The organism is Microbacterium sp. M1A1_1b, from assembly GCF_053345565.1.
Genome location: NZ_JBKFAJ010000001.1, coordinates 94,707 through 107,945 on the forward strand (window position 1 = coordinate 94,707; position 13,239 = coordinate 107,945).

The following is a 13,239-nucleotide window of genomic DNA, read 5'->3' on the forward strand; positions in this document are numbered from 1 at the left end:
GGCGTTTCGCCCGTGGCGATGCGGATCCGGGCGCGCCGGATCGCGGTCATCGGAGGCAGGGAGTAGAGTGGTCGCCGTCAGAACGTGCATCGGCAGTCGTCGTCGCGCATCCCGATCTTCCCTCCTCCGAGTCGTCGCCCTGAGCGACGGCCGTGTGGTGGCGGATCCGAAGGCAGTCATGCCGGGCCGGGGAGCGTGGCTCACACCGACGGTCGAAGCGTACGAGCTGGCCGTCAAGCGTCGGGCTTTCCGCCGGGCGCTGCGGCTGGATCGTGAACCGGACACGTCTGCGGTGCTCGAGTACCTGCGGCGTCTGCCCGAGGTGGAACCCCACCTCGCCGAGCAGATCGACGCGGAAGAGCACCCGGACACGACAGAACAGGCTGAACGGCTTATGGACAACTGATGAGCGGCTCGAAATGAGACCCATCACCCAGTGAGTCCTGCCCTTGACGGGGTGGGACCCGTGAAGGAGAACAGTGGCGAAACCACGCGTACACGAGATCGCAAGCGAGCTCGGCGTCGACAGCAAGACCGCACTCGAGAAGCTCAAGGAGCTGGGCGAGTTCGTCAAGGGACCGAGCTCGAGTGTCGAGCCCCCCGTGGCACGGAAGCTCCGTGCCGCCCTGCAGGCAGAGGGTGCCTCGGCATCCGCGGCGCCCGCAGCATCGGCCGCCGCACCCGCGGCTGCCACCTCGTCCGCACCGAAGCCCGGTGGCCCGAAGCCCGGCCCCAAGCGCCCGGCTCCGGAACCCGAGCCCGAGGTCGCCCCCCAGGCGGCTGAGGACGTCCCCGTCACCCCGGCACCGAAGTCCGTCGCGCAGCGACAGGCCGAGGCCGAGGCGGCACGCAAGGCCGCAGCCGCCGAGACCACCGAGGGTCCCTCGGACTCCGGTGACGCCGACAGCGCGCCCAAGAACGACGCCGTCAAGCCCGGTGCGGCCAAGCCCGCCGCCGCGGCTGCCGGCCCGAAGCCGGGCGGCCCCAAGCCGGGTGCCCGCCCCGGCAACAACCCCTACGCGTCCAGCCAGGGCATGGGCTCGCGCCCGCCGCGCCCCGGCAACAACCCGTACTCGTCCAACCAGGGCATGGGCCAGCGTCCCGCTGGCGCGGCCGGTGCTGGCGGGATCCCCCGTCCCCAGCCGCCGCGTCCCGGTGCTCCCCGTCCGGGCGCTCCGCGTCCGGGTGGTCCCGGTCAGGGCAACCGTCCCAACGGCTTCGGGCAGCGCCCGGGCCAGGGTGGCGGCGGTCGTGGCGGCCCCGGTGGCGGTCGTCCCGGTGCCGGTGGCGGTGCCGGTGGTGGCTTCCCGCGTCCGGCCTTCAGCGGCCCGCGTCCCGCCGGTGGCGGTGGCCGTGGCCGTGGTCCCGGTGGTGGTACCGCCGGTGCGTTCGGTCGTGGTGGCGGCAAGAGCCGTGCCCGCAAGTCGAAGCGGACGAAGCGCGCCGAGTACGAGATGCGGCAGGCGCCGTCGCTCGGCGGTGTGCAGGTCCCGCGCGGCGACGGCAACACGGTCGTCCGTCTGCGCCGTGGTGCGAGCATCTCGGACTTCGCGGACAAGATCGACGCCAGCCCGGGCAACCTCGTGACGGTGCTGTTCCACCTCGGTGAGATGGCGACCGCCACGGAGTCCCTCGACGAGGCGACCTTCGAGGTCCTCGGCGACGAGCTCGGCTACAAGATCCAGATCGTGTCGCCGGAAGACGAAGACCGCGAGCTCCTCGAGGGCTTCGACATCGACATCGACGCCGAGTACGCCGACGAGGACGACTCCGTCCTGCAGCAGCGTCCCCCGGTCGTCACCGTCATGGGCCACGTCGACCACGGAAAGACCCGACTGCTCGACGCCATCCGCAACTCCAAGGTGGTCGAGGGCGAAGCCGGCGGCATCACGCAGCACATCGGTGCGTACCAGATCGTCGCCGAGCACGAGGGCATCGAACGTCCCATCACCTTCATCGACACCCCTGGTCACGAGGCGTTCACCGCCATGCGTGCCCGTGGTGCGCAGGTGACGGACATCGCGATCCTGGTGGTCGCGGCGGACGACGGCATCATGCCCCAGACGATCGAGGCGCTGAACCACGCCCAGTCGGCGAACGTGCCGATCGTGGTCGCGGTGAACAAGATCGACAAGGAAGGCGCCAACCCCGCCAAGGTCCGCCAGCAGCTCACCGAGTACAACCTGGTGGCCGAGGAGTACGGCGGGGACGTCATGTTCGTCGACGTGTCCGCGCGGCAGAACATCGGCATCCAGGACCTCCTGGACGCCGTGCTGCTCACCGCTGACGCCGGGCTCGACCTGCGGGCGAACCCCGACAAGGACGCCCGCGGTGTCGCGATCGAAGCCCGACTCGACAAGGGTCGCGGTGCGGTCGCCACGGTGCTCATCCAGTCCGGAACGCTGCACGTCGGCGACGCGATCGTGGCGGGCACGGCCTACGGCCGCGTCCGTGCGATGGCGGACGAGGACGGCAACCCGGTGACCGCCGCGACGCCCAGTCGTCCGGTCCAGGTGCAGGGTCTGTCCTCGGTGCCCCGCGCCGGTGACACCTTCCTGGTCACGGAAGAAGACCGCACCGCCCGTCAGATCGCTGAGAAGCGTGAAGCGGCCGAGCGCAACGCCCAGCTGGCCAAGGCCCGCAAGCGCATCTCGCTCGAGGACTTCACCCGTGCACTCGAAGAGGGCAAGGTCGACTCGCTCAACCTCATCATCAAGGGTGACGTCTCCGGTGCTGTCGAAGCACTCGAGCAGTCGCTCCTGGACATCGAGGTGGACGACAGCGTCCAGCTGCGCATCCTGCACCGCGGTGTCGGCGCGATCACCGAGTCGGACATCGACCTCGCCACGATCGACAACGCCATCGTCATCGGCTTCAACGTCCGTCCGGACGTCAAGGCCCGTGAGCGTGCAGCGCGTGAGGGCATCGACGTCCGGTTCTACTCGGTCATCTACAACGCACTCGAGGACATCGAGCAGTCCCTCAAGGGCATGCTCAAGCCCGAGTACGAAGAGGTGCAGTCCGGTGTCGCCGAGATCCGCGAGGTCTTCCGGTCCTCGAAGTTCGGCAACATCGCGGGTGTCATCGTCCGCTCCGGCACGATCACGCGCAACGCCAAGGCGCGCGTCATCCGTGACGGCGTGGTCCTGGCCGACGGACTGGCGATCGAGTCGCTCCGTCGCTTCAAGGACGACGTCACCGAGGTCCGGACGGACTTCGAGGCGGGTATCGGTCTGGGCAAGTTCAACGACATCCAGACCGGTGACGAGATCGAGACCACCGAGCTCGTCGAGAAGCCGCGCGACTGATCGTGTGACCGACCCTGAGCCCCGGCTTCCCCACGGGGAGGCCGGGGCTCACCCCGTTCCACCGTTCGACCACGAACGACCGTTCGACCACGAACCACCGGCGGGACCGCGTCCCGCAACCGCCCCAGGAGGCACCCATGGCTGACCCGCAGCGCGCACGCAAGATGGCGGACCGCATCAAAGAGGTGGTCGCCCGCCGGATCGACAAGGGCCTGCGCGACCCGCGTCTCGGCTTCGTGACGATCACCGACGTCCGCGTCACCGGTGACCTGCAGCATGCGTCGGTCTTCTACACCGTGTACGGCTCCGACGAGGAACGCGCCGACTCCGCCGCAGCGCTCAAGGCCGCCACCGGTCTGCTCCGCACCGAGGTCGGCAAGAACATCACGGCGCGGCTCACCCCGTCGCTGGAGTTCATCGCCGACGCCCTGCCGGACACCTCGGCGCACCTCGAGGACCTGCTGGCCCAGGCGAAGATGCGCGACGAGCAGGTCCGCAGCGCCTCGGCCGGCGCGACGTACGCGGGCGACGCCGACCCGTACAAGCACGACGAGGACGACGAGGACGCACCCGCCTCGTAGCGACCGCTCAGGCGTCCGGCAACCGGTAGCCGGTCGCGTCGTCGCCCACGGCCAGACCGTCGCGGACCAGTGACGCCAGGGCCCGGTCGCGCTGAGCGGCGTCCGGCCACACCGGAGCGATCTCGTCCGGGCTGACCGGGACGTCGCTGGCGCGCAGTTCGGCCATGATCAGCCCGCGGACCTGGCGGTCGCTGCCGGCGAACCTCGCCTGCTTCGGCGCGCGGGGCCCGTCGTGCTCCGGGTACCCGGCTGCGCGCCACGCGCAGCGGTCCGCGATGGGGCAGGCGTCGCAGGCGGGGGAGCGCGAGACGCACACCAGCGCACCGAGTTCCATCACGGCGGCGTTCGTGGCGGCGGCGTCGTCGCGGTCCTCGGGCAGCACCGTTGCCATCAGCGGCAGGTCCCGCTTGGCGTTCGCCGGCCCGGGCTGCCCCTCCCCGAGCAGCGCACGGGCCAGCACGCGGCGCACGTTGACGTCGACGACGGGGTGCCGGTCGCCGTACGCGAAGACCGCAACTGCCCGGGCGGTGTAGTCCCCGATCCCCGGCAGGGCGAGCAGCGCATCGACGTCCCGAGGTACCACGTTGTCGTGCTGCTCGGCGATCACGGTCGCCGCCGCGTGCAGCGCGAGCGCCCGTCTGGGGTACCCGAGCCGGTCCCAGGCACGCACCGCGTCGGACGGAGGCGAGTCCGCGAGGTCGCGCGGCGTCGGCCACCGGGTGAGCCACGCCTCCAGTCGGGGGACCACCCGCGCGACCTGGGTCTGCTGCAGCATGATCTCGCTGACCAGCGTGCCCCAGGCCGGGAAGCCGGGCCGTCGCCACGGCAGGTCGCGCGCCTCGGCGCGGAACCAGGCGACCAACGGGGTCGCGATGTCCGGCTGGGTCCGGCCCGACGGGTCGTCCACAGACGGCCGGGGCCCACGCGCCCCGGTTCCGGCGCGATGCGGAGCTTGCGGAGCGTCGTGACGGCCGTGGGCGTGGGGAGAGGCTCCGCTCGCGTTCACCACGACAGCCTACGGTGGGTGCATGGCACGCTGGGCACCCGAAGAGACCGACACGATGGCCGCGATCGCGAACGAGGTGATCGCGCAGGTCGGCACCAACCGCACCGTCATCGGCGTCGACGGGCAGGACGGCGTCGACCTCGAACGGGTCGCCGCGGGGCTCGTGCAGGGCTTCGAGTCCCACGGGGTGTCGGCGATGGCCGCAGCGGCTCCGTCCGCCGACGTCGACGAACTGCGCAGCGGGCTGGTCGCACCGTTCCGTGGCACGGGCGCCGGCGCGGGCGTGCTCGTCGTCCACGGGCACGGGGTGCTGGGGACGGGTGCGCGCGGACTGTGGCGCTGGTCGCTGTGGGTGGAGCAGGAGACCGGCCGGCTCGAGCGTCGCGCTGACGTCAAGATCGCCGCCTCGGCGGTGCTCGACGTCACGGACCCCGAACACCCGCGCCGCGAGTGGAACGACGCCTGCTGACCGCCCGCGTCGGACGGCGCGGCCTGGGCGTCGCTGGTACGCTCGCCGGGTGCTCGAAACCGCTCCCGACGGCATCCTCCTCGTCGACAAACCGCAGGGGATCTCCAGTCATCGGGCGGTCTCGATCGCACGTCGTCGCCTCGACCTGAAGAAGATCGGGCACGCCGGCACACTCGACCCGATGGCCACCGGACTGCTGCTCCTCGGAGCCGGTCCGTCCACCCGGCTGCTGACCCACCTGGTGGGGCTCGACAAGACCTACACGGCCACGATCCGGCTCGGCGTCGCGACCGACTCCGACGACGCGGACGGCACGCCCGTGGCCGCGCTCGGTGTCGCCGACGCCGACGTCTCCGACGAGGCGGTCGAACGTGCCGTGGCCGCACAGCGTGGTCCGATCTCCCAGGTCCCGTCGACCGTCAGTGCGATCAAGGTCGACGGACGGCGGGCGTACGACCTCGCTCGCAAGGGTGAAGCGGTCACCCTCACGGCGCGGTCGGTGACGGTGTCGCAGTTCGACGTCACGGGGCGGAACGACCGGGTCGTCACCGTCGACGGTGTGGAGACCGCCGTCGTCGACCTCGACGTGGTCGTGTCCTGCACGTCCGGCACCTACGTGCGGGCCCTCGCTCGTGACGTCGGCGCCGCGCTCGGCACCGGTGCCCACCTGACCGCGCTCCGTCGCACCCTGGTCGGGCCGTTCTCGGTCGCGGACGCCATCGACCTCGAGGACGAGGCCGTCGACGTCCGTGCAGCGCTCGCCCGGCCTGCCGACATCGCCCGGCAGCTGTTCCCGGTCGTCGCACTCGACGCGATCGCCGCGAAGGACCTGGCCGACGGCAAGCGGATCAGCGCCGACCACCCGGACACCGACGGTCCCGTGGCCGCGGTCACCGCGCGGGACGACCGGCTGGTCGGTCTGGTCTCGGTGCGCCGCGGGCTGCTGCGCGTCATCACCAACTTCCCGACGAACGGAGCCACGGCGTGATCGAGTGGTTCATGTGGGTGCAGCTCGTGCTGGCGGTCGTCGTGGGCCTGTTCGCGGTGGTGGTCGGCTTCGTCGGCTGGAAGCCGAACGACTACACGGTCGGGTCGCTCGTGCTGGTCGAGCTGCTGTTGATCGCCCAGCTGGTGGTGTCGCTCGTCGCCCCGGCGGTCGGCAACCCGCCGAAGGGCAACGTGCTCGAGTTCTGGGTGTACGCGGTGTCCGTGCTGCTGGTCCCACCAGCGACGATCGTGTGGGCGCTCATCGACCGCACGCGATGGAGCACGGTGGTGCTCGGCGCCGGCGGGTTCACCGTGGCCGTGATGGTCTACCGGATGTACCAGATCTGGTTCGCCCTGAACTGACCGGGCGCGGTCGGTGGTGTCAGCGCTGATCGGTAGGATCGGTGCAATGGCGACCAAGTCCTCCCTCGCGACCGGCATCGGTCGCGTCCTCATCGCCGTGTACGGCATCCTCGCCCTCGCGGCGACCGGTCGTAGCATCGTGCAGATCGCCGAGAAGTTCTCGTTCGCCCCGTTCTCGTACACGCTCAGCGCCGTGGCCGCGGTCGTCTACATCGTCGCGATGATCGCCCTGATCGTGCCCGGTCGGTTCTGGTACCGCGTGGCCTGCGTCACGATCGTGTTCGAGATGACGGGGGTGCTGGTGATCGGCACGCTGTCCCTGTTCGACCGCCAGCTGTTCCCCGACCTGACGATCTGGTCCTACTACGGCATGGGCTACGCCTTCGCACCCCTGGTCCTGCCCATCGCCGGGCTGTGGTGGCTGCGGAAGCACCACCGCACGGCGGGCGCCCCGGCACCCGAGTCCACGCCCGCCCCGGTGGCCGGCGAGTAAGCGGGGGAGCAGCATGCAGTACTACGAAGACGTGGCGGACGTCGCCCAGGCCTTCGGTCCGAGTGCAGTCACCATCGGCAAGTTCGACGGCGTGCACGTCGGCCACCGTGCGGTCATCGCGCACCTGGAGCAGGCCGCACGACGGCAGGGGCTCGTCTCCACCGTCGTGACCTTCGACCGGCACCCGCTCACCGTCATCGACCCCGTCAAGGTCCCACCCGCCCTGACCAGCATCGCCCAGCGGCGCGAACTGCTCGAAGCCGTCGGCGTGGACGCCACCCTGCTGCTGCGCTTCGACGAGGAACTGCAGTCCTGGTCGCCCGAGCAGTTCGTGTCCCGCATCCTGGTCGACACCCTGCACGCCCGGCTGGTGTTCGTCGGTAGCGACTTCCGGTTCGGGGCCAAGGGCGTCGGTGACGTCGCGCTCCTGCGGGCCCTGGGTCGGCAGCACGGCTTCGACGTCGAGCTCATCGACGACGTCGACCTGATCGACGACGTCCGCCCGGACGGGGAACGGCGCGTGTCCTCCACGTGGATCCGCGAGCTGCTGGGGGACGGCCGCGTGGCCGAGGCCGCGCGACTGCTCGGCCGCGAGCACGCGGTCCGCAGCACCGTGGTGCACGGCAACCAGCGCGGTCGTGCCATGGGGTACCCGACGGCGAACCTCGACCCGGCGTGCGAGGGGTTCGTGCCCGCCGACGGGGTATACGCGGCCCGGGTGCTGCACCACGGCACGACCTACCCGGCAGCGGTGTCGGTCGGCAACAACCCCACGTTCGAAGGCGTGCCGGCCAAGCAGATCGAGGCACACCTGCTCGACGTCGACCTGGACCTGTACGACGACACGATCTCGGTCCTGTTCGTGTCCTACGTGCGCGGGATGGTCAAGTTCTCGTCGATGGACGAACTCGCGGCACAGATGCGGCAGGACGACCTGGACATCCGGCTGCTGCTCGGGCTGCCGACGCCGGTCTGAGCCGTCTGCCACGCACGACGAAGCCCCGCGTCCGATCCGGACGCGGGGCTTCGTCGTGCGTGGTGGGTGCTAGCTGCCCAGTGCGTCGAGCCAGATCTTGCGGGCGTCGAGCGCTTCTCGGGCGTCCTTGATCTTGCGCGCGTCCCCCGATGCCTGCGCCGAGGCGAGCTCGGACTCGAGCTTGCCGATCGCGTCCTCGAGCTGGCTGGCGAGCCCGGTCGTGCGGGCCTTCCGCTCCGGGTTGGACTCGCGCCAGTGGGCGTCCTCGAGCCCACGGACGTGGTCCTCGACGGCACGCAGGCGGTCCTCGATGCGACGGACGTCGTTGCGGGGGACCCGACCGACCTCGTCCCAGCGACGCTGGATGTCCGTCAGGGTCTTGCGCGCGGCGACGCGGTCGCGCTGCTGCAGCAGGGGCTCGGCTTCGGTCAGGAGGGCCTGCTTGGCCTCGAGGTTGGCCGAGTACTCCTCGTTCTCTGCGGAGCTCTCGGCGTGGCGCTGCTCGAACAGCACGTCACCGGCGGCCTTGAACCGCGCCCACAGGGCATCGTCGTGGCGCTTGCCGGCGCGGCCCGCGTTCTTCCAGTCGTCGAGCAGCTGGCGGTACGTCGGGATCGCGTCGGAGCCGCGCGGGGCCAGGGCTTCGGCCTGCTGGACGAGTTCCTGCTTGCGGGTGCGGGCGTCGCGGTGCTGCGCGTCGAGCTCGGAGTAGAACGCACGACGGTGCTGGTCAACGGTCGACCGCGCGGAGCGGAACCGCTTCCAGAGCTCGTTCGCGTCGTTCTTGGGGATGCGCGGGCCGTCGTGCTGGTGCTGCTGCCACCGGGCGAACACGTCGTCGAGCTGCGCGGTGATCTGCTTCCACTGCGCGCGAGCCGGGTCCACCGCTGCGAGTGCCTCGGCTTCCTCGACCAGGCCGGTCCGGAACGCGAGCGCCTCGGTGAGTGCCTGCTTGGCCTGCTCTTCCTGCTCCTTGGTGAGCGAGCCGAGCTGCTCGGACAGTGCCGCCACACGGTCTTCGAGCGCCTTGATGTCACCCACGACGCGCGCTTCGGCGACCAGGGCGCTCAGGTGCTCGACGGTGCGGGCCACGTCGTTCGCCGATGCCCCGCGCTGGACGCGCTGCTCGGCGATCTTCACCTGCCCCTCGAGGTCGGCGTACTTGCGCGCGAAGTAGGCGATCGCTTCTTCGGGGGTGGCGTCCGGGTACTCACCCACGACACGCTCGGTGTCCTGGTACCGGACGTACACGGTGCCGTCATCGTCGACCCGCCCCCAGGTCGTTGCTTCGTCAGATCCCACAGGTCTCGCCTCGATCGTGGTCGTGCATCACCGACGTCACCGTCGGCACGGTCAGGAGGCCACCCTATTGCACCAGCGGGCTCGGCGGTCCGCGGGTCGGGAGACTGTGGACAGCCGGGCCGCGCGGACTACTGCTCGCGCTCGATCGTCGCGCCCGTGATGGTCGTGGCGACCTTCGGGGTGCCGGTGCCGTCGTCACCCGCGTCGGTGATGCCCTTCGAGGTGATCTCGCGCTGCAGGTCGTCCAGCCCGCTGGTGACCTTGCCGACGACGGTGTAGCCGCCCGTCGAGCCGTCGAGCTTCGTGTCGCCGTACACGATGAAGAACTGCGTGGACTGCGAGTACGTGGTGGAGCTGCGTGCGATCGCGATCGTGCCCGCGCGGTACACGTCGTCCTTCGGCGTGTTCTCGACCGGCCCGTACTGGAACCCGGCGTCACCGGTGCCGTCGCCGTTCGCCGACCCGCACTGCAGGAACTCGAAGTCGGCGCTGTCGGCGAGCCGGTGGCACTTCGTGCCCTCGTAGAACTGCTTGCGGATCAGGTCGATCTCGACGCTGGCGGCCTGCGGGGCGTCCTTGCCGTCGAGCTCGATGCCGAGCCGGACGTCCTTGTTCAGGGTGAGCGACCCGGTCCAGGTGCTGCCCTTCGCGATGGTCTTGCTCGGCACGTCGCCCGTGTTCGCCGGTGTGGCACTGGCCGACGGAGTCGGGGTGGCGGTCGCACTCGCGCTCGCGCTGGGATCCGTCTTCGCGGTGGAGTGCGACCCGGCGAAGGCCAGCTGCGACCCGGTGGCGATGGCCGCGACGACGACCAGTGCGCCGACACCGATCAGGTTGTCCCGCACGCGACGGCGACGTTGCCGGTCGTGCAGGCCCTGCCGTGCTTCGTACAGTCGGAGACGCTCACGGGCCTCGCGGGTCTCGCGCGCCTGGTTCTTCGGTGCCACGGTGCTGGTCTGCCCTCTCGTCGCAGTGTGCAACGAGCGTAGCGGACCGACCCCGGACCTCCCCGCGGCCCGGTGTCGGACTGCGGACCTACGATTGAGGGCATGGCAACGCACCGATCGGGCATGAACGCGCCGACGACGGGTGGTCGGGCGGGGCTGGCGCAGGGGTCCGTGCCGCTCGCCGTCCGGATGCGTCCGACGAGCCTGGCCGAGGTCGCGGGGCAGCAGCACCTGCTCGGTCGTGGATCGCCGCTGGTGCAGCTCGCCACGGGCACGCGGGACAACCCCGGTGGTGTGTCGGTCATCCTCTGGGGGCCGCCGGGCACCGGCAAGACCACCCTGGCCCAGGCGATCGCCCGGCAGTCCGGTCGCGAGTTCGTCGAGCTGTCCGCGGTCACCGCCGGCGTCAAGGACGTGCGCGAGGTGATGGAGAAGGCCCTCACGCACCGCGACCTGTACGGATCGACCACGGTGCTCTTCCTCGACGAGATCCACCGGTTCAGCAAGGCCCAGCAGGACGCCCTTCTGCCGGGTGTCGAGAACGGCTGGGTGATCCTCATCGCGGCGACGACCGAGAACCCCTCGTTCTCGGTGATCTCACCGCTGCTGTCCCGCTCGCTGCTGCTGACGCTGAAGCCCCTGACGGACGTCGACCTCGGCATGCTCGTCGACCGCGCGGTCGAGGACCCCCGCGGGCTCGGGGGATCGGTGGTGCTCGGCGACGAAGCACGTGCGGCGATCGTTCGGCTGGCGTCCGGTGACGCACGCCGTGCCCTCACCGCCCTCGAAGCCGCCGCGGCGTCCGCCGGGGCGCTGCAGGGACACGACGACCAGGACACGGACGACGCCGACGACCCCGACGCCGACGACCAGGACGCGGACGACCCCGACGACACCGCTGCCGACCCCGACGCCGACGACCAGGGCGACGGCCGCGCCGCCGACGCCGATCGGGTGCCGGTGATCGACGCGGACACCGTCGCGGCTGCGGTCGACCGGGCGCTGCTCCGCTACGACCGCCAGGGCGACGAGCACTACGACGTGATCAGCGCCTTCATCAAGTCCGTCCGGGGGAGCGACGTCGATGCTGCCCTGCACTACCTGGCGCGCATGATCGAGGCCGGCGAGGACTCACGCTTCATCGCCCGCCGGATCATCATCTCGGCGTCCGAGGACATCGGGATGGCCGACCCGCAGGCCCTGCCCATCGCCGTCGCGGCGGCCCAGGCGGTCCAGCTGATCGGCATGCCCGAGGGGCGGATCCCGCTCGCCGAGGCCGTGGTCTACCTGGCCACCGCGCCGAAGTCGAACGCGGCGTACAACGGCGTCAACCAGGCGATGGCGGACGTCAAGGCCGGTCGGATGGGCGTCGTGCCGAACCACCTGCGAGACGCCCACTACGCCGGCGCGAAGCGTCTGGGGCACGGCAAGGGCTACGTCTACTCGCACGACGCCGAGCACGGGGTCGCCGAGCAGCAGTACCTGCCGGACGCGCTCGTGGGCACCGAGTACTACACGCCGACCACCAACGGCTACGAGCGCGAGGTCGGCCCGCGGCTCGACCGTCTCCGGAAGATCACCCGCGGACAGTGACGGCGCTGCTTGGGCACGCGCCCAGAGCCTGCTATCGTTGACGGGCCTACGTCCTGGTTCCCGCGTGCGGCTGCGTCGGGGACAGAGTGTCGTCAGGACCCAACGGTCCGCTGACGGCACGGGGGCAGAGGTTCGGACTGTAGCCGTCCGATCCCACAGGCTCATCCCTCTGGATCCCTTCACGGGGTTCGTCGGCACGTGCGCGTGCCGAGACCCGTGTTCAGTTCAGTTCGTACAGAGAAAAGGACCCTGTGTCTACCAAGTCACGTACCCGCAGCAAGACCCGCCTGTCTCGCGCGCTCGGCATCCCGCTGACGCCGAAGGCAGCCCGGTACCTCGAGAAGCGCCCCTACGGGCCCGGTGAGCACGGCCGTACGCGCCGTCGTGCGGACAGCGACTACGCCGTCCGCCTCCGTGAGAAGCAGCGTCTGCGCGCCCAGTACGGCATCCGCGAGAAGCAGCTCCGCATCGTCTTCGAAGAGGCCCGGAAGACGAACGGCCTGACCGGTGAGAACCTGGTCGAGCTGCTCGAGCAGCGCCTCGACGCCCTCGTGCTGCGTGCCGGGTTCGCCCGCACCACCTCGCAGGCCCGTCAGCTGATCGTGCACCGTCACATCCTGGTCGACGGCAAGCTCGTCGACCGTCCCTCCTTCCGCGTCAAGGAGGGCCAGCTGATCCACGTCAAGCAGCGCTCCGAGTCGCTCGAGCCCTTCCAGGTCGCCGCTGCCGGTGGCCACCAGGAAGTCCTCCCGAAGGTGCCGGGCTACCTCGAGGTCGAGATCGACAAGCTCCAGGCCCGCCTGGTGCGTCGTCCGAAGCGCGCCGAGGTCCCCGTGACCTGTGAAGTGCAGCTCGTCGTCGAGTACTACGCGGCTCGCTGATCGGCTCCAGCTGATCCACAGCCCAACCTGAACGGCGGGTCGTCCACAACGGACGGCCCGCCGTTCGGCGTTCCCGGGGCGGCGACTAGGCTGGTCGGACGCGCGCCTCGGCGTGCGCTGGAGGGAGGCACCGTGAAGCAGCTGTTCTTCGTCGTCGTCGGCGTCGTCATCGGGTTCCTCGTCGCGCACCGTGTCAGCAGGACCTCGGTCGGCGCGACGTTCTTCGCCGAGGTCGACGCCCGCACGACCGCGTTCCGCAGTGCCGTGGCCGACGGGTACCGCTCCCGTGAAGCCGAGCTCCGCACCGACGTCTGACACGTCCTCCAGTCCCGC

The 13,239-nt window shown here is 70.7% G+C and carries 14 protein-coding genes; 11 read left to right on the forward strand and 3 right to left on the reverse strand.

Annotated features, from left to right (window positions below; genetic code table 11):
- Positions 1–67: 67 nt before the first annotated feature.
- The 3 genes from ACLBWP_RS00420 (at position 68) to rbfA (ending at position 3,889) form a co-directional block, all read left to right on the forward strand.
- Positions 68–406: a YlxR family protein gene (locus ACLBWP_RS00420; protein ID WP_243561995.1), complete on the forward strand. Its 339-nt coding sequence runs from the start codon at positions 68–70 to the stop codon at positions 404–406.
- Positions 407–479: 73 nt separating this feature from the next.
- Complete coding sequence (infB, locus tag ACLBWP_RS00425) at positions 480–3,308, forward strand: translation initiation factor IF-2 (protein ID WP_243561996.1); 2,829 nt, start codon at positions 480–482, stop codon at positions 3,306–3,308.
- 137 nt (positions 3,309–3,445) lie between these two features.
- Positions 3,446–3,889, forward strand: coding sequence for a 30S ribosome-binding factor RbfA (gene rbfA / locus ACLBWP_RS00430; RefSeq protein WP_447653613.1), 444 nt, complete (start codon positions 3,446–3,448; stop codon positions 3,887–3,889).
- A 7-nt stretch (positions 3,890–3,896) separates the two neighbouring features.
- On the opposite strand, the gene ACLBWP_RS00435 is transcribed toward rbfA, so the two are convergent.
- Positions 3,897–4,796, reverse strand: coding sequence for an A/G-specific adenine glycosylase (locus ACLBWP_RS00435; RefSeq protein ID WP_447653614.1), 900 nt, complete (start codon positions 4,794–4,796; stop codon positions 3,897–3,899).
- Positions 4,797–4,917: 121 nt separating this feature from the next.
- Between ACLBWP_RS00435 and ACLBWP_RS00440 the strand changes: the two genes are divergently transcribed.
- From ACLBWP_RS00440 to ACLBWP_RS00460, 5 genes are read left to right on the forward strand one after another with little or no spacing between them, the layout of a single operon-like run.
- On the forward strand, positions 4,918–5,364 hold the full coding sequence (locus ACLBWP_RS00440; RefSeq protein ID WP_447653615.1) for a hypothetical protein: 447 nt from the start codon (positions 4,918–4,920) through the stop codon (positions 5,362–5,364).
- 49 nt (positions 5,365–5,413) lie between these two features.
- The gene (gene truB, locus ACLBWP_RS00445; RefSeq protein WP_447653616.1) at positions 5,414–6,352 is read left to right on the forward strand and encodes a tRNA pseudouridine(55) synthase TruB; all 939 of its coding nucleotides are present in this window, start codon (positions 5,414–5,416) and stop codon (positions 6,350–6,352) included.
- Entirely contained in the window at positions 6,349–6,714 is a 366-nt protein-coding gene (locus ACLBWP_RS00450; RefSeq protein WP_243562001.1) for a hypothetical protein, read from the forward strand. The genes truB and ACLBWP_RS00450 overlap by 4 nt, the downstream gene beginning before the upstream one ends.
- Before the next feature lie 46 nt (positions 6,715–6,760).
- Complete coding sequence (locus ACLBWP_RS00455; protein WP_447653617.1) at positions 6,761–7,207, forward strand: hypothetical protein; 447 nt, start codon at positions 6,761–6,763, stop codon at positions 7,205–7,207.
- 13 nt (positions 7,208–7,220) lie between these two features.
- The gene (locus tag ACLBWP_RS00460; RefSeq protein WP_243562003.1) at positions 7,221–8,183 is read left to right on the forward strand and encodes a bifunctional riboflavin kinase/FAD synthetase; all 963 of its coding nucleotides are present in this window, start codon (positions 7,221–7,223) and stop codon (positions 8,181–8,183) included.
- Between the two features lie 69 nt (positions 8,184–8,252).
- Here the strand turns inward: ACLBWP_RS00460 and ACLBWP_RS00465 are convergent, their stop codons facing one another.
- Positions 8,253–9,485 carry a DUF349 domain-containing protein gene (locus ACLBWP_RS00465; RefSeq protein WP_447653618.1) on the reverse strand — a complete coding sequence of 411 codons (1,233 nt, stop codon included), beginning with the start codon at positions 9,483–9,485 and terminating at the stop codon, positions 8,253–8,255.
- Positions 9,486–9,613: 128 nt separating this feature from the next.
- The gene (locus ACLBWP_RS00470) at positions 9,614–10,432 is read right to left on the reverse strand and encodes a peptidylprolyl isomerase (protein ID WP_447653619.1); all 819 of its coding nucleotides are present in this window, start codon (positions 10,430–10,432) and stop codon (positions 9,614–9,616) included.
- Between the two features lie 123 nt (positions 10,433–10,555).
- Here ACLBWP_RS00470 and ACLBWP_RS00475 point away from each other — a divergent pair, with 123 nt between their 5' ends.
- The 3 genes from ACLBWP_RS00475 to ACLBWP_RS00485 all read left to right on the forward strand — a co-directional run bounded on the left by ACLBWP_RS00475 (position 10,556) and on the right by ACLBWP_RS00485 (position 13,221).
- On the forward strand, positions 10,556–12,025 hold the full coding sequence (locus ACLBWP_RS00475; RefSeq protein ID WP_447654240.1) for a replication-associated recombination protein A: 1,470 nt from the start codon (positions 10,556–10,558) through the stop codon (positions 12,023–12,025).
- A gap of 251 nt (positions 12,026–12,276) precedes the next feature.
- A complete protein-coding gene (gene rpsD / locus ACLBWP_RS00480; RefSeq protein ID WP_071300659.1) occupies positions 12,277–12,906 on the forward strand; it encodes a 30S ribosomal protein S4 in 630 nt (209 codons plus the stop codon).
- 132 nt (positions 12,907–13,038) lie between these two features.
- Positions 13,039–13,221, forward strand: coding sequence for a hypothetical protein (locus ACLBWP_RS00485; protein ID WP_243562006.1), 183 nt, complete (start codon positions 13,039–13,041; stop codon positions 13,219–13,221).
- Positions 13,222–13,239 lie beyond the last annotated feature (18 nt).

What these genes read in the sequence shown, in the direction of transcription:
- rbfA (WP_447653613.1), top strand. Translation starts at nt 3,446, where the DNA reads ATGGCTGACCCGCAGCGCGCACGCAAGATGGCGGACCGCATCAAAGAG.
- ACLBWP_RS00440 (WP_447653615.1), top strand. Translation starts at nt 4,918, where the DNA reads ATGGCACGCTGGGCACCCGAAGAGACCGACACGATGGCCGCGATCGCG.
- ACLBWP_RS00455 (WP_447653617.1), top strand. Translation starts at nt 6,761, where the DNA reads ATGGCGACCAAGTCCTCCCTCGCGACCGGCATCGGTCGCGTCCTCATC.
- ACLBWP_RS00460 (WP_243562003.1), top strand. Translation starts at nt 7,221, where the DNA reads ATGCAGTACTACGAAGACGTGGCGGACGTCGCCCAGGCCTTCGGTCCG.
- ACLBWP_RS00475 (WP_447654240.1), top strand. Translation starts at nt 10,556, where the DNA reads ATGAACGCGCCGACGACGGGTGGTCGGGCGGGGCTGGCGCAGGGGTCC.